Origin of the sequence: Bacillus sp. AR2-1 (assembly GCF_008368755.1) — a bacterium.
Lineage (GTDB): Bacteria > Bacillota > Bacilli > Bacillales > Bacillaceae_G > Bacillus_A > Bacillus_A wiedmannii.
Genome location: NZ_QORY01000008.1, coordinates 246,876 through 262,267 on the forward strand (window position 1 = coordinate 246,876; position 15,392 = coordinate 262,267).

The following is a 15,392-nucleotide window of genomic DNA, read 5'->3' on the forward strand; positions in this document are numbered from 1 at the left end:
GAATAATAAGTAGAAAAGGATGACATTGTGTCATCCTTTTTTTATACTAACTGTAAATACGTTTATACATATAGGAGCAGTGCTATGTTCAAAATTGGATACCGTACAGTAAAAACAGCAATAGGGACAGGCGCAGCCGTTTTTATTGCGCAGTTATTAGGATTAGAATTTTATAGTTCAGCGGGCATTTTAGTTATATTATGTGTACAAAATACGAAACGTAAATCACTTCAAGTGTCGTTACATCGTTTTTTAGCTTGTGTATTATCAATGGTATTCGCTTTTTGTATTTTTGAAACAATTGGATATACACCACTTGCAATTAGTATATTATTACTTACATTTATTCCGACTGCAGTTATGCTCAAAATTCAAGAAGGTATTGTCACGAGTTCAGTTATTGTGATGCATCTATATTCATTGAAACAAATTACATGGCTTATTGTTGGGAATGAAATTGCGATATTAACGATAGGAATTAGCGTGGCTTTATTAGTGAATATGTATATGCCAAGTAGTGAAAATAAGCTAAAAGAGTATCAGGATACAATAGAAAGTAACTTTAAAACAATTTTGTTTGAAATGGTCGTGTATTTACGAAACAGAGAAAGTAGCTGGAGCGGGGCAGAACTTATTGAAACTGAAAATATGCTAAATGAAGCAAGGGATTTATCGTTTAAGAAACTTGAGAATGCATTTATGCGAGAAGATGGCTATTACTATCGTTATTTTAATATGCGCATGCAACAATTCGAAATTTTAGAACGGATGATACCATTAGCAGCTTCTTTATCATGGACATATGAACAAGCTGATATGATTGCGGATGTGGTTGAAAACATTGGAAATGCTATTAGCCCTGAGAGTACTGGGGTTATTTCCTTAAGACAGCTTCAAGAAATGAGAGAATTATTTAGAGACATGCCATTGCCCGTTACACGTGAAGAATTTGAGATACGTGCGAAGCTTGTTCAACTTGTGTATGAAATGGAACAATATTTACTCATTAAAAGCCGTTTTAAGGGAAAGGATAATATAAAAGAACTTATATAGAAGGTAGGAATTATTATGCCGTATCTTCTCTCTTTCATATTATGTCTTTCTTTATCGCCTATTTGGCCTCTTGGTGATAATCCACGTGCCGGAGATCCTTTTATTATTGTAAATAAAGCGACGAATAAACTAGCTTATATTGACGATGGAAAGATCCAAAAGGTTTTTCCAGTAGCGACAGGGAAAACAAATGAATTAACTCCAGAGGGAACTTTTGATGTTGTAATGAAAGCGAAGGATCCGTATTATATTGCGAAGGATATTCCAGGTGGGTCACCGAAAAATCCACTTGGGTCAAGGTGGATTGGATTTAATGCAAGAGGAACTGATGGAAGTAAATATGGAATACATGGAACAAACCAACCTAGTTCAATTGGAAAGTATATTTCACAAGGATGTATAAGAATGAAGAAAAACGATGTGGAGTATTTATTTGATCGCATTCCAATTGGAACGAAAGTATGGATTGTGAAGTCGAAAAAATCATTTCAGCAATTGGCAAAACAAAAAGGAGCCATTGCATATGAAAAAGCCAACAAAGGTTGGCTTTTTCTATTGTAATAAGTTGTCTTGACATGTGTACATAACCATGAGTTAATGAGAGTATAGAAAGATAAAGTGAAACTTTAATCAGTGGGATGTTTTTTACCCGCGGATTATCAGCCCTCACCGATCAGGATAAAAAAATTAGATAAAGGGGTTGCTCATATGTACTTGAATCCAAAAATTTCGTATATGCAATTTTTTATGGGATTTCTATTTGTTATTACATTCATATTGGCAACTTTTAATATATGTTCTTATCTTGTAGCAATTGTATGTATGGCATTACTCAATCTTACTTTTGTTATTGGAGCATTTCAGCAGAAACAATATACAAGTTTTATAACAGCACTTGTAATGTCATTCTCCTTTAGTATTGTAGCGATTGTGCTTTATATAAAATAAACCATCTCGATATCGAGATGGTTTATTTTATTATGTTATGTGTAAAAAGTAAAAAAAGGACGAACACATCGTCCTTTTTACCAAAACATACTTGCGCCAGCAAGTAATGTTGTTACAAGCATAGAAATTAGCATTACATAAATCATAACTTTTTGAGCTTTTTTATGCATCGTTAAGCCTCCTTGCAAATCAGTACAATATTATTGTAACGAGAAATGATATTGTGGACAAGGGGAGAGAAGTGACAAAATTCGAGAAGTGCGTGTAAAGTATAACAGGAAATTTGTATGTATGTAGAGAATATATAATTAATGATAGAGTATAAGTTTTTTGTTATGCAAGCTGAAGAATGGAGATACGATGATGAAAATATATGAAACAAATCGTTTACATTTAAGGGAAATTGATGAGTCGTATGCTGAAAAAGTTCTTCAATATTACGACAGAAATCGTGAATTTTTAAAAGCTTGGGAAGAGTATAGACCGGATGATTTTTTTACGTTAGATTATCAGAAGAAAAAGTTACAAAAGGATAGAAAAGAGTTTGCAGAAGGTAAAATCATCAGGCTTTGGATTTTTAAAAAGGGTGATGATACGAAAATAATTGGATGTATTTCATTTAATTTAATTGTTCGCGGAATTTATCAATCTTGTGTACTCGGCTATAAATTAGATAAGGCAGAGTTAAACAAAGGTTATACGACAGAAGCGCTTAGAAAAGCGATTCAAGTTGCTTTTGAGGAATTTCAGTTACATCGTATAGAAGCACCGATTATGCCACGAAATTTAGCATCTATACAAGTAGTGACGAAGATAGGCTTTCAATATGAGGGCGTGTCTAGGAAAATGTTAATGGTTAATGGAGTATGGGAAGATCATATGCGCTGGGTATTGTTAAATGAGTAATAGAAAGCAGATGGTTATCTAGACATATAAACCGTCTGTTTTTTGTCTTGTATTTCGAAACTTTTGCGAAATTCTGTTATAATTAATAGTGTTACATACATAATGGTAGTGCAGGAGGCGCAGTCTTATGATTAATCAAGAACGTTTAGTAAATGAATTTATGGAATTAGTACAAGTAGATTCTGAAACGAAATTTGAAGCAGAAATTTGTAAAGTATTAACAAAGAAGTTTACAGATTTAGGTGTAGAAGTATTTGAAGATGACACAATGGCTGTTACTGGGCATGGTGCAGGTAATTTAATTTGTACTTTACCAGCAACAAAAGATGGTGTTGATACAATTTACTTTACTTCTCATATGGATACAGTAGTTCCTGGTAATGGAATTAAGCCTTCTATTAAAGATGGATATATCGTATCAGATGGTACTACGATTTTAGGTGCGGATGATAAAGCTGGATTAGCATCAATGTTCGAAGCAATTCGTGTTTTAAAAGAGAAAAACATCCCTCATGGTAAAATTGAATTTATTATTACAGTTGGAGAAGAATCTGGTCTTGTTGGTGCAAAAGCATTAGATCGTGAGCGCATTACAGCGAAATACGGTTACGCATTAGATAGCGATGGAAAAGTTGGTGAAATCGTTGTTGCAGCTCCAACACAAGCGAAAGTGAATGCAATTATTCGTGGGAAAACAGCTCATGCTGGTGTAGCACCAGAAAAAGGTGTATCTGCAATTACTATCGCAGCGAAAGCAATTGCGAAGATGCCACTTGGTCGTATTGATTCTGAAACAACTGCAAATATTGGACGTTTTGAAGGTGGTACACAAACTAATATCGTTTGCGATCATGTACAAATCTTTGCAGAAGCGCGTTCTTTAATCAATGAAAAAATGGAAGCACAAGTTGCGAAAATGAAAGAAGCATTTGAAACAACTGCAAAAGAAATGGGTGGTCATGCAGACGTTGAAGTAAACGTTATGTACCCAGGATTTAAATTTGCTGAGGGCGATCACGTTGTAGAAGTTGCAAAACGTGCAGCTGAAAACATTGGTCGTACACCTTCTCTTCACCAAAGTGGTGGCGGAAGTGATGCAAACGTAATTGCAGGACACGGTATTCCAACAGTTAACTTAGCGGTTGGTTATGAAGAAATTCATACAACAAACGAAAAGATTCCTGTTGAAGAATTAGCGAAAACAGCAGAATTAGTTATAGCAATTATTGAAGAAGTAGCGAAGTAATGTAATAGAAAAAGCGTGTAAATCACAATTGATTTACACGCTTTTTATTTTGATTCGATTGCTTTTACAAGGCGGATCAGCCAATACAAGAAAATCCATGGCAATATATAAGTTGTTGCTATATGTACTAGACGAGGGAAGAATCCAAATGTATTAAAGTTGAAAATAGGAAGCAGTAAATAATTAATGGCTATGATTAATATAATCACAAGGAACGTATAGTTGAGTTTATTAGTTGATTTCATCATAATCACCCCTTTTTGTAATTTGATACATTTTATGTAAATTGTATCAAATGTATGAAAGGAAAAGAACAAGTAATTATTATAACTATTATGCAAAATTTGATATAATGAAAGAACGAACGTTCTGATTAGGGAGTGAGTACTATGCGAGAAATGTATCCGAAAAATGGTCGTGTTATTTTGCATGTAGATATGAATTGTTTTTTCGCATCTGTTGAAATTGCTCATGACCCATCATTACAAGGGAAGCCGTTAGCAGTTGCTGGAAATGAAAAAGAAAGAAAAGGAATTATTATAACATGTAGTTATGAGGCAAGAGACTATGGAATACGTACAACGATGCCTCTTTGGGAAGCAAAAAGGTTATGCCCGCAATTAGTTGTAATGCGTCCTAATTTTACATTATATCGTGAAGCTTCATTTCAAATGTTTCAAATTCTTTCACGTTTTACGGAAAAAATACAACCAGTCTCTATAGATGAGGGGTATTTAGATATTACAGATTGCTACGCACTCGGTTCACCTCTTGAAATAGCAAAGATGATTCAGCAGGCGTTATTAACAGAGTTACAGCTTCCGTGTAGCATCGGAATTGCTCCTAACCTTTTCCTAGCAAAAACAGCTTCTGATATGAAAAAGCCTCGCGGTATTACCGTGCTTCGAAAACGAGATATTCCAGAAATGATTTGGCCACTTCCAGTTGAAGCAATGCATGGAATTGGAGAAAAAACAGCTGAAAAATTAAATGATATTCATATACAAACAATTGAGCAGTTAGCAAAAGGAAACGAACATATCATTCGCGCTAAAATTGGAAAGCATGGCGTTGATTTACAAAGGCGGGCAAAAGGTATGGATGATAGGGAAGTTGACCCGAGTCAAATGGGACAACATAAAAGTGTCGGTAATTCGATGACTTTTTCAAAGGATATGGATGAAGAGAAAGAATTACTTGATATGTTAGAACGGCTATCAAAATCAGTGAGTAAAAGATTACAAAAGCGAACTCTTGTCAGCTATAATATTCAAATTATGATTAAATATCATGATAGGCGGACAGTAACACGGAGTAAGCAATTGAAAAATGCGATTTGGGAAGAACGAGATATTTTTCAGGCAGCATCTCGTTTATGGAAGCAACATTGGGACGGTGATTCTGTTCGTTTACTAGGTGTTACAGCCACTGAAATAGAGTGGAAGACAGAATCGGTGAAACAATTAGATTTGTTTTCATTTGAAGAAGATGCGAAAGAAGAGCCGCTACTTGCTGTCATCGATCAAATTAATGATAAGTATGGAATGCCGATTTTACAACGAGGTAGTCAATTATTACGTAAGCAAGAAAAGTCTTTTCAGCAAAAATTAGAAAATAAGTTTATGTAGAAGGTGTCATGAAGCTGTAAATATCATGACACCTTTTATTTTTACAATTAACTATGAAATTTTTTACTATAAAGTTTTTATAGAAAATAAATTGTTTCTTTTGCACTACAAGCAAAAGAATTATTTAATAAATCAAGTGAAAGGATAAATTTAGATGAGTTTGATCAAAGTATGTATACAAATTTTTTGACGGAATATGACGATTTGCTAAATAAGTATAAATAAAAAAAGCACTGTAACCAGTGCTTTTTATTATAGATTATGAGATTGTAGCATTTTCAAAAATAACAATTTCTGAACTGTTTGTTGTTGAAACGCGTTGTGCGTAATATGTTAAAGCTGAAGAAATATATGTTGGTAATGAATCATTTGTATGTGTTGTTGTATATTCATGGATTAATTCTTTCAAAGTCGTCCATTCTAATTGTGCTGGGTGATCAGAAACGAAAGAACTTACCCAGCGATCAAATGAAGATGAAAAATCAGTTTGTAAACGAAATGCTTCTTTCATAATAAAACGCTCCCTTAAAATGTAGTATAATCATTTTAACATAAAACACGAACGATTACTAAGTTTTTTGAGTATAACGTTCGTGATATATAGTTGTCTAGATGATCGGTTATGTAAATTCGATTTGCCATTTGAAATAACATTCCGTAAGATGAAAGGTAGATTATATAAAGAGCTGGAGGAAAGAAAGTGGAATTTGTATTTTTAGGAACTGGTGCAGGTGTTCCTTCGAAAGGAAGGAACGTTTCGGCAATTGCTTTGCAATTGTTAGAAGAACGAGGACAGACTTGGTTATTTGATTGTGGCGAGGCGACGCAACATCAAATATTACATACATCAGTACGCCCACGCCGCATTGAAAAAATATTTATTACGCATTTACATGGTGATCATATTTTTGGCTTGCCTGGTTTATTAGGAAGCCGTTCATTTCAAGGAGGGACTACACCTTTAACAGTGTATGGACCAAAAGGAATTAAACAATTTATTGAAGTGGCATTATCAGTAAGTACGACACATGTAAAATACCCACTTGAAATTGTGGAGATAATAGAAGAAGGTACTGTATTTGAAGATAATGAATTTCACGTGGAAACGAAAAGATTGTCACATGGTATTGAATGTTTTGGGTATCGTATTGTAGAGAAAGATATACAAGGTGCTCTTTTAGTCGATAAATTACTGGAGATGGGTGTGAAACCTGGCCCGCTCTTTAAACGTTTAAAAGATGGAGAAGTAGTTGAATTAGAAAATGGTACGATACTAAATGGAAAAGACTTTATTGGTCCACCTCAAAAGGGAAGAATTATTACCATTTTAGGTGATACAAGATATTGTGAAGCGAGTAGAGAGCTGGCACAAGACGCTGACGTACTTGTTCATGAAGCCACTTTTGCAGCAGAGGATGAACAACAAGCATATGATTATTTTCATTCTACATCTAAGCAAGCTGCGAGTATTGCACTTCAGGCAAATGCAAAACGATTAATATTGACTCATATTAGTTCTCGTTATCAAGGAGATACATATAAGGAATTATGGAAAGAGGCAAGAGAGCTATTTTCTAATACAGAAATAGCTACGGATTTGAAATCATTTCCAGTAGATAGATAATAATGGTGTGAAAAAATGGTGACGAAAGGTTGCCATTTTTTTATTTCTAAAAAAAATTTAAAATAAAACTGTTATCATTTTATGTTTATATTGGATGAAACAGAAAGTTTTAATGATGTGAAGAAATAGGATAAAAATACATAGTACCGATTGTTTAGAGAAACTGTTATATAAGTCAGACGACATACGAGTGGTACAAATAGCAAAAACAGATCGTTATTCAGAACTTTTAAAATTTATTAAAAGTAAGCGTTTTATTAAAAACAAGATATAATGAGGGCAGATTATAATTTATTGTAGGCTACATGCGTTTTAGCCATTTGTCGTAACAAGTGGAGTTGACTAAATCGTGAGAGGGAAACATGAGAATTATAAATAAGAAGGATATTACTATTATTTGTACTAAGTCTTTTTTCATTTTTTAGCTTTAAAGCACTAAAAGGTATGAAAGCAATGGGAGTTTCACTTGTTTATGCTATGCTTGTAAGGGGTTCTGTGTTAAACTTTGGATTGCTACAAGACTTTATTGTGGATTAGCTTATATGATTAGTAAATGAAGGTAATGCTAAGTTTCTTATTTATTATGATAATTGGTATTATTTCAGGATATATTGTTTCACTGTTATTCAAAAACTATCCAATTCGTATAGCGGAACAAATTCGTCGTACAACTGGAAAAGCAACCGATTCGGTAGCTTAATAGAATAGTAAAAAATTTTTGCACAGAGGTTTAGGGGGAGTTATGATGAAGTATCGCTCAGTATTTGATATTATTGGTCCAGTTATGATTGGTCCATCAAGTTCACATACAGCAGGCGCAGCAAGAATGGGGCAAGTTGCTCGCCAGCTGTTTCGTCATGAACCAGAAAGAGTAAGCATTTCATTATATGGATCATTTGCAAAGACGTATCGTGGGCATGGTACAGATGTAGCGTTAATAGGTGGGATATTAGGGTTTGAAACAGATGACTTACGTATTCCAGAAGCGCTAGACATAGCAAAAGAGCGCAAAATCGAAGTAGAATTTATTGAAGAAGATGCAAATGCACCTCACCCAAATACAGCGAGAATTCGTTTGTATAAAGGTGAAGAAGAAATTGAAGTTGTTGCTTGCTCAATTGGTGGCGGTAAAATTGAAGTTGTAGAATTAAACGGATTCGATCTTCAATTAACAGGCACGAGTCCAGCACTACTTATTGTAAATAACGATCGCTTCGGTGCTATTGCAGCAGTAGCTTCAATCCTTGCGAAACATGAAATTAACATTAGTACAATGAGTGTTTCTCGTAAAGAAAAAGGAAGAAGAGCGCTTATGGTTATCGAAACAGATGAATTATTAGCAGATGAAGTGATTGAAGAAATAAACGCGCAACAAAATATTTGTCAAGTAACTATTATGGAATAATTGCAGGGGGGACACACCATGTTTCGGAACGCAGCGGAACTAGTGGCGCAAGCTAAAGAACAAAATGTAAAAATCGCAGAAATTATGATTCAATGTGAAATGAAAACAAGAAGTATTTCACGTGAAGAAGTAATTGCTGGTATGGAAAAGAACTTAGTCGTGATGGAGCAAGCAGTAGAACGTGGTATTCGCGGAGTGAAATCACCAACTGGTTTAACTGGCGGAGATGCTGTAAAAGTTCAGGCGTATATGAATAGCGGAAAAGGCTTATCTGGAGATACGATTTTGGACGCGGTGAGTAAAGCTGTTGCAACAAATGAAGTAAACGCAGCGATGGGAATTATTTGTGCAACACCAACAGCAGGGTCTGCTGGAACAGTGCCAGGTGTACTGTTTGCACTGCAAGAAAAATTACAGCCGACACGCGAAGAGATGATCGAATTTTTATTTACAGCAGGAGCTTTCGGTATGGTTGTTGCGAATAATGCTTGTATTTCCGGCGCGGCAGGAGGTTGCCAAGCTGAAGTAGGTTCAGCAAGTGGAATGGCAGCAGCAGCAGCAGTTGAGATGGCTGGTGGAACACAAGATCAAGCAGCTACAGCGATGGCGATTTCATTAAAGAATATGCTTGGTTTAGTATGTGATCCTGTTGCAGGGCTTGTAGAAGTACCTTGTGTAAAACGTAATGCAGCAGGAGCTGCGAATGCGATGATTTCAGCTGATTTAGCATTAGCTGGCGTAACGAGTACAATTCCATGTGATGAAGTGATTGAGGCGATGTTTAGAATCGGACAAACGATGCCAGTAGCACTTCGTGAAACAGCTGAAGGTGGACTTGCAGCAACACCAACTGGTCGCCGTCTGCAAGAAGAGATTTTTGGGAAGACTAATAACTAAACAATATATGTTAATAAAAAAATGGAGCTCAAGTAAGATTGAGCTCCATTTTTATTTTTCTTTTGTTAGTTGTTCTAATGTTTTCCCAAGATTATGTGATCGTTGTGTAGCCTGTGTAATACAAGAAATAAGTGCTTGTTGAAATTTATGTTCTTGTAATACTTCAATGCCTGCTTCGGTCGTTCCGCCAGGAGAAGTAATTTCCTTTCGCAAAACAGAAGGGTGTTTTTCACTTGCTTTTAGCATTTCAGCAGCACCAATCATCGTCTGAAGAATAAGTGACTTTGCAACATCTTCTTTTAAGCCAATTGTTTTTGCGGCTTCTTCCATCGCTTCCACTACGTAATAAATATAAGCAGGCCCACTTCCAGATAATGCAGTGACAGCATGCATATCTTCTTCCTCTACAACAGAGACGAGACCGATCGTTTCAAATAAAGCTATGGCAGTCTGAATATGTTCCGCTGTTGCATGTTTTGAAGGCGAGATAGCAGTAGCTGATTTTAAAATAGCTGCAGATGTATTTGGCATCGCACGAATAATCGGAACATCTTTTTGAAGTAGGTTTCTAATCGAGTGAGTAGAAACACCTGCTAATAAGGAAATAATAAGCAGGTTATTATGTATATCTTCTTTAAAAGGAGTAAGCGCTTCTGCAACATCCTTTGGTTTCATTGCTAGAAAAAGAATAGTTGTATCAGTAAGTAGCTCTTTTTTATTATGCGTACCTTTTACGCCATATTTTTTATGTAGCTCCTGCAATCTTGTCTCGTTAGAACGATTACTTACGGTAATTTGTTCGCCTTTCACAACATTTGCATGTAACAAGCCACCAATAATAGCTTCAGCAATAGAGCCTGCACCGAGAAAGGAAATGTTTTGAATAGACATGATGTTCCTCCTTTAAATTTGGTTAGAAATTCTTATAAATGTACATACATTCGTTTTTTTACAGGAAACACCTCTTTTTATCTGAAAATAATGACAAATATATATAGAAGTTGTAAACTGAAGAAGTATTCATTTTTGAACCGGAAAGAGACAGGGGGGCTAAGCATGACGGCGATTCACCGAATGGAGATTCCTGTGCCATTTGCAGTTGAAACTGTGAATGTGTTTTTAGTTGAGGGGGAGACATTAACATTAATTGATACAGGGACGAATACAGAAGAGGCAAGAAGTGCTTTAGAAAGGCAATTAGGTACATTAGGATATGCGATAGAAGATATTAAAACAGTAGTCATTACGCATCATCATGCGGATCATTGTGGGCTTTTAAATATATTTTCTGAGAAAACGAACATTATTGGACATCCTTGGAATGAGCCTTGGATCACGCAAAATCCAGAATTTTTAAAGTGGTATCATGAGTTTTTTAGAGAGACAGCTTTGCAATTTGGTGTTCCAGCGGCATTTTTGAAAGACGAGGCGTTATTGACGACGAAGACACTTAAATATTCTTGTAATAGATCGTTAACGCATACTGTGAGAGAGGGAGATCGTATTGATTCTTTACCTGGGTTTACAGTAATCGAAACACCAGGTCATGCTTCCACTCATATTTCATTATATAGAGAATCTGATGGAATATTAATTGGCGGGGATGCTCTCATTAGCCATATTTCTTCGAATCCCATATTAGAACCACCATATGAAGGACAAACAGAAAGGGCGCGCCCGTTATTACAATATAATCAAACATTAAAGCGTTTAAGTGAAATGAATATTTCGCGCATTTTATCAGGACATGGAGAAGATGTTCTAAATGTGAAACAACTTATTGAAACGAGATTACAAAAGCAAGAAACACGTGCGTTTAAAGTGCTTGAGTTATTAAAGGAAAAACCAATGACAGCATTTGAAGTATGTGTAAAACTATTTCCGGTATTATATAAGGAGCAATTGCCGCTTACTATTTCAGAAACTGTTGGACAATTAGACTTTTTAGCATATAATCAACAAGTGATGATTGATGAATCTTCGCAACAATTGATTTATTATGCAAAGTAGGTGACAGCAATGACGGGACGTTTACAAGATAAAGTAATCGTCATTACAGGTGCTTCTAGTGGAATTGGAGAGCAAGTTGCAATGCAAGTTGCAGAGCAGGGGGCGACTCCAGTATTAATGGCTAGAACAGAAGAGAAATTAAAAGCGTTAGCAGAGAAAATTAAAGAAACTTATAATACGCCTTGCTATTATTATGTATTAGATGTAAGTGAAGAGATGGAAGTACAATCTGTTTTTTCAAAGGTATTACAAGAAGTGGGACGTATTGATATATTAGTAAACAATGCGGGATTTGGTATTTTTAAAACATTTGAAGATGCGTCAATGGATGAAGTGAAAGATATGTTCCAAGTAAATGTATTTGGATTAGTAGCTTGTACGAAAGCGGTACTACCCTATATGGTGAAAAGGAACGAAGGACATATTATTAATATTGCTTCACTTGCTGGGAAAATTGCAACTCCAAAATCGAGTGCGTATGCAGCGACGAAACATGCAGTATTAGGATTTACGAATAGTTTACGCATGGAGTTGTCTAGTACAAATATTTTCGTAACAGCGATTAATCCAGGTCCGATAGATACAAACTTTTTTGAAATAGCGGATCAATCCGGTACATATGTGAAAAATATGGGACGGTACATGTTAAAACCAACATATGTAGCAGAGCAGATCGTAAAATCGATGCAAACGAAAAAGCGTGAAGTAAACTTACCGAAGTGGATGGGCATTGGTCCGAAACTTTATGCACTATTCCCAGGTTTATTTGAGCGTGTTGCAGGTAAATCATTAAATAAAAAATAGGAGATTTCCATATGGAAATCTCCTATTTTTTATTTTCCAGTCACATAATCGTAAACGATATCCTCAACTGCCTCGTATACATCAATTTCAGTATTTGAATGAATTATCGTTTGAATATGTTTAATAAGCATTTCCTGATCCTCATTTGACATAGGATTACATTGATATTGCTGAAAACTTTTTATAATCATTTTCTCAATTAATTTCTCATTCATGTTTTTCCCCGCCTGTATGTATACATGTATTGTTTTACCCGGCATTAACGGGCAGTAAAACTCCCACCTTAAAATTCGGCTAGAGCAAAGAAGTTAGGTGGGAGATCGACTGCCCCTAAACGCCCGATTGGTGTGGGCTAATAATCAGTGAGGATGAACAAAACCCCACTGATTATAGTTTCACTTTATTGTACTTGAAGTGAAATGAAAAAACTACTATACATTGTTTTTGTATAAAAATTCGGTTGTGTATATTGTTTTTCTAGTAAAATTAAGTTTTTTAAGTTTGTAAAATTTATAAATATTTAATTGACTCTATAAATATACAATATTATAATCATACTTAATTTAAAGAATTGATATGAGGAGGAGCATATGAAAGTCGCGATTATTGGAGCAACTGGGTATGGAGGTATTGAGTTAATTCGGTTATTAGAGCAACATCCATATTTTTCGATAGCATCTCTTCATTCTTTTTCGCAAGTTGGCGAGTCTATAACAAATGTATATCCGCATTTTCAAAATGTTCTTGTTCATACGTTACAAGAAATTAATGCGGAGGAAATAAAGAAGAAAGCGGAAATTGTATTTTTAGCAACCCCAGCAGGAGTATCAGCAGAGTTAACTCCAAAATTATTAGCAGTAGGTTTAAAAGTAATTGACCTATCTGGAGACTTTCGTATGAAAGATCCTTTCATATATGAACAGTGGTATAAAAGGGCAGCTGCAAAAGAAGCAGTTCTTAGTAAAGCTGTATATGGGTTAAGTGAATGGAAAAGGTCCGAGATTCAAAATGCAAATTTAATTGCAAACCCAGGATGCTTTGCTACAGCTGCATTATTAGCGGTATTGCCGTTAGTTCGTAGCGACATAATTGAAGAAGATTCCATTATTATTGATGCGAAATCAGGAGTATCTGGAGCAGGCAAAACGCCAACGACAATGACTCACTTTCCTGAGTTATACGATAACCTGCGTATTTATAAAGTAAATGAGCATCAACATGTTCCTGAGATTGAGCAAATGCTCGCGGAGTGGAATAGGGAAACGAAGCCAATCACGTTTAGTACACATTTAATACCGATATCACGGGGAATTATGGTTACACTTTATGCGAAAGTAAAACGAGAAATGGAAATAGGGAAACTTCAAAAATTATATGAAGAAACGTATGAACAATCGCCTTTCATTCGAATTCGTACGCAAGGAGAGTTTCCAAGTCCGAAAGAAGTGAGGGGCTCAAATTATTGTGATATGGGGATAGCTTACGATGAAAGAACCGGAAGAGTGACAGTCGTTTCTGTTATAGACAATATGATGAAAGGTGCGGCTGGGCAAGCGATTCAAAATGCAAATATAGTAGCGGGACTAGAAGAAACAACAGGTTTACAGCATATGCCGCTTTATTTATAAGGGGGACATGATGATTAAAGTAGAGTCTATTACAAAATTAGATAATGGTTCAATTGTAACGCCAAAAGGCTTTTCGGCAGTCGGTACTGCAAATGGTTTGAAAAAAGACAAAAAGGATTTAGGTGTAATCATTTGTGAAGTGCCAGCATCATGTGCTGCCGTTTATACAACGAATCAAATACAAGCAGCTCCCCTGCAAGTAACGAAAGACAGTATAACAGCTGAGGGGAAATTGCAGGCAATTATCGTCAATAGTGGAAATGCAAATGCTTGTACAGGAATGAAAGGGTTACAAGATGCTTACGAGATGCGTGCATTAGGAGCGGAACATTTTGGATTGAAAGAAAATTACGTTGCAGTAGCTTCAACAGGTGTAATTGGTGTCCCTTTACCGATGGATATAATCCGAAAGGGAATTGCAACTCTTATCCCGACGAAGGAAGAAAGTGAAGCTCATTCTTTTTTTGAAGCAATCTTAACGACGGATCTTATAACGAAAGAAACTTGCTATGAAATGATGATTGATGGGAAGAAAGTGACGATTGCTGGTGTTGCGAAAGGTTCAGGGATGATTCATCCAAATATGGCGACGATGCTAAGTTTTATTACGACAGACGCTCATATAGAGCATGACGTATTACAAACAGTATTATCACAAATAACGAATCGTACATTTAATCAAATTACGGTAGATGGAGATACTTCTACGAATGATATGGTCATCGTTATGGCAAGTGGATTATCAGAAACGAAACCAATCAATATGGAACATGCAGATTGGGAAACTTTCGTATTTGCTTTACAGAAGGTATGTGAAGATTTAGCGAAAAAAATCGCACAAGATGGTGAGGGCGCTACGAAGTTAATAGAAGTAAATGTGTTAGGAGCTCGAACGAATGAAGAGGCAAAGAAAATTGCAAAGCAAATAGTCGGTTCGAGTCTTGTGAAAACAGCAATACATGGTGAAGATCCAAACTGGGGGCGAATTATTAGCAGTATTGGACAAAGTGAAGTCACGATTAACCCAAATACAATTGATATTACTCTTCAATCTATTACGGTGCTGAAAAATAGTGAACCTCAAATGTTTTCTGAAGAGGAAATGAAAAAGAAATTAAAAGAACATGAAATTATGATTGATGTGTATTTACATTTAGGAGAAGAGACAGGATCAGCTTGGGGCTGTGACTTAAGCTATGAATATGTGAAAATAAACGCTTGTTATCGTACATGAGGAGAGGGA

19 protein-coding genes and 1 pseudogene are annotated in these 15,392 nt (G+C 35.6%); 15 read left to right on the forward strand and 5 right to left on the reverse strand.

Going from position 1 to position 15,392, the window contains the following annotated elements:
• Nucleotides 1-84: 84 nt before the first annotated feature.
• From DT250_RS10975 to DT250_RS10985, 3 genes are all read left to right on the forward strand, one after another.
• On the forward strand, nucleotides 85-1,053 hold the full coding sequence (locus DT250_RS10975) for an aromatic acid exporter family protein (RefSeq protein ID WP_000472675.1): 969 nt from the start codon (nucleotides 85-87) through the stop codon (nucleotides 1,051-1,053).
• A 15-nt stretch (nucleotides 1,054-1,068) separates the two neighbouring features.
• Nucleotides 1,069-1,614 (forward strand): L,D-transpeptidase, encoded by a 546-nt coding sequence (locus DT250_RS10980; protein WP_106382652.1) that lies wholly within the window; start codon nucleotides 1,069-1,071, stop codon nucleotides 1,612-1,614.
• Nucleotides 1,615-1,761: 147 nt separating this feature from the next.
• Complete coding sequence (locus DT250_RS10985; RefSeq protein WP_000281162.1) at nucleotides 1,762-2,001, forward strand: DUF3894 domain-containing protein; 240 nt, start codon at nucleotides 1,762-1,764, stop codon at nucleotides 1,999-2,001.
• Between the two features lie 77 nt (nucleotides 2,002-2,078).
• On the opposite strand, the gene prli42 is transcribed toward DT250_RS10985, so the two are convergent.
• Nucleotides 2,079-2,171, reverse strand: coding sequence for a stressosome-associated protein Prli42 (gene prli42 / locus DT250_RS10990; protein WP_000549038.1), 93 nt, complete (start codon nucleotides 2,169-2,171; stop codon nucleotides 2,079-2,081).
• Between the two features lie 190 nt (nucleotides 2,172-2,361).
• On the opposite strand from prli42, the gene DT250_RS10995 reads away from it, so the two are divergent.
• Both DT250_RS10995 and DT250_RS11000 read left to right on the forward strand, forming a co-directional pair.
• Nucleotides 2,362-2,907 carry a GNAT family N-acetyltransferase gene (locus DT250_RS10995; RefSeq protein ID WP_002008488.1) on the forward strand — a complete coding sequence of 182 codons (546 nt, stop codon included), beginning with the start codon at nucleotides 2,362-2,364 and terminating at the stop codon, nucleotides 2,905-2,907.
• Between the two features lie 127 nt (nucleotides 2,908-3,034).
• Complete coding sequence (locus DT250_RS11000) at nucleotides 3,035-4,153, forward strand: tripeptidase T (RefSeq protein WP_048546358.1); 1,119 nt, start codon at nucleotides 3,035-3,037, stop codon at nucleotides 4,151-4,153.
• Between the two features lie 44 nt (nucleotides 4,154-4,197).
• On the opposite strand, the gene DT250_RS11005 is transcribed toward DT250_RS11000, so the two are convergent.
• Nucleotides 4,198-4,398: a hypothetical protein gene (locus DT250_RS11005; RefSeq protein WP_046956380.1), complete on the reverse strand. Its 201-nt coding sequence runs from the start codon at nucleotides 4,396-4,398 to the stop codon at nucleotides 4,198-4,200.
• A gap of 144 nt (nucleotides 4,399-4,542) precedes the next feature.
• On the opposite strand from DT250_RS11005, the gene DT250_RS11010 reads away from it, so the two are divergent.
• On the forward strand, nucleotides 4,543-5,781 hold the full coding sequence (locus tag DT250_RS11010) for a DNA polymerase IV (RefSeq protein WP_149213048.1): 1,239 nt from the start codon (nucleotides 4,543-4,545) through the stop codon (nucleotides 5,779-5,781).
• Between the two features lie 90 nt (nucleotides 5,782-5,871).
• Nucleotides 5,872-6,006, forward strand: a pseudogene (locus tag DT250_RS11015) (DNA polymerase IV); the annotation flags it as partial.
• A 34-nt stretch (nucleotides 6,007-6,040) separates the two neighbouring features.
• Here DT250_RS11015 and DT250_RS11020 read toward each other — a convergent pair.
• Nucleotides 6,041-6,292, reverse strand: coding sequence for a DUF3932 family protein (locus tag DT250_RS11020; RefSeq protein WP_000656495.1), 252 nt, complete (start codon nucleotides 6,290-6,292; stop codon nucleotides 6,041-6,043).
• Between the two features lie 189 nt (nucleotides 6,293-6,481).
• On the opposite strand from DT250_RS11020, the gene rnz reads away from it, so the two are divergent.
• The 4 genes from rnz (at nucleotide 6,482) to sdaAA (ending at nucleotide 9,707) form a co-directional block, all read left to right on the forward strand.
• Nucleotides 6,482-7,405 carry a ribonuclease Z gene (rnz, locus tag DT250_RS11025; RefSeq protein WP_088064377.1) on the forward strand — a complete coding sequence of 308 codons (924 nt, stop codon included), beginning with the start codon at nucleotides 6,482-6,484 and terminating at the stop codon, nucleotides 7,403-7,405.
• Between the two features lie 553 nt (nucleotides 7,406-7,958).
• Nucleotides 7,959-8,105, forward strand: coding sequence for a hypothetical protein (locus DT250_RS32220; protein ID WP_179194447.1), 147 nt, complete (start codon nucleotides 7,959-7,961; stop codon nucleotides 8,103-8,105).
• Between the two features lie 45 nt (nucleotides 8,106-8,150).
• On the forward strand, nucleotides 8,151-8,810 hold the full coding sequence (gene sdaAB / locus DT250_RS11035) for an L-serine ammonia-lyase, iron-sulfur-dependent subunit beta (protein WP_000877441.1): 660 nt from the start codon (nucleotides 8,151-8,153) through the stop codon (nucleotides 8,808-8,810).
• 18 nt (nucleotides 8,811-8,828) lie between these two features.
• A complete protein-coding gene (gene sdaAA / locus DT250_RS11040; protein ID WP_000489470.1) occupies nucleotides 8,829-9,707 on the forward strand; it encodes an L-serine ammonia-lyase, iron-sulfur-dependent, subunit alpha in 879 nt (292 codons plus the stop codon).
• Nucleotides 9,708-9,758: 51 nt separating this feature from the next.
• Here the strand turns inward: sdaAA and proI are convergent, their stop codons facing one another.
• Nucleotides 9,759-10,598, reverse strand: a complete 840-nt coding sequence (gene proI, locus DT250_RS11045; protein ID WP_000027261.1) for a pyrroline-5-carboxylate reductase ProI — start codon at nucleotides 10,596-10,598, stop codon at nucleotides 9,759-9,761.
• A gap of 165 nt (nucleotides 10,599-10,763) precedes the next feature.
• On the opposite strand from proI, the gene DT250_RS11050 reads away from it, so the two are divergent.
• Both DT250_RS11050 and DT250_RS11055 read left to right on the forward strand, forming a co-directional pair.
• Nucleotides 10,764-11,717, forward strand: a complete 954-nt coding sequence (locus tag DT250_RS11050) for an MBL fold metallo-hydrolase (protein WP_064474854.1) — start codon at nucleotides 10,764-10,766, stop codon at nucleotides 11,715-11,717.
• A 9-nt stretch (nucleotides 11,718-11,726) separates the two neighbouring features.
• A complete protein-coding gene (locus DT250_RS11055) occupies nucleotides 11,727-12,521 on the forward strand; it encodes an SDR family oxidoreductase (protein WP_075308096.1) in 795 nt (264 codons plus the stop codon).
• Nucleotides 12,522-12,550: 29 nt separating this feature from the next.
• Here DT250_RS11055 and DT250_RS11060 read toward each other — a convergent pair whose 3' ends face one another.
• Nucleotides 12,551-12,736: a YqzH family protein gene (locus DT250_RS11060; protein WP_001003210.1), complete on the reverse strand. Its 186-nt coding sequence runs from the start codon at nucleotides 12,734-12,736 to the stop codon at nucleotides 12,551-12,553.
• 375 nt (nucleotides 12,737-13,111) lie between these two features.
• On the opposite strand from DT250_RS11060, the gene argC reads away from it, so the two are divergent.
• Entirely contained in the window at nucleotides 13,112-14,149 is a 1,038-nt protein-coding gene (gene argC, locus DT250_RS11065) for an N-acetyl-gamma-glutamyl-phosphate reductase (protein WP_149213049.1), read from the forward strand.
• A gap of 10 nt (nucleotides 14,150-14,159) precedes the next feature.
• Nucleotides 14,160-15,383, forward strand: a complete 1,224-nt coding sequence (gene argJ, locus DT250_RS11070) for a bifunctional glutamate N-acetyltransferase/amino-acid acetyltransferase ArgJ (protein ID WP_149213050.1) — start codon at nucleotides 14,160-14,162, stop codon at nucleotides 15,381-15,383.
• Nucleotides 15,384-15,392 lie beyond the last annotated feature (9 nt).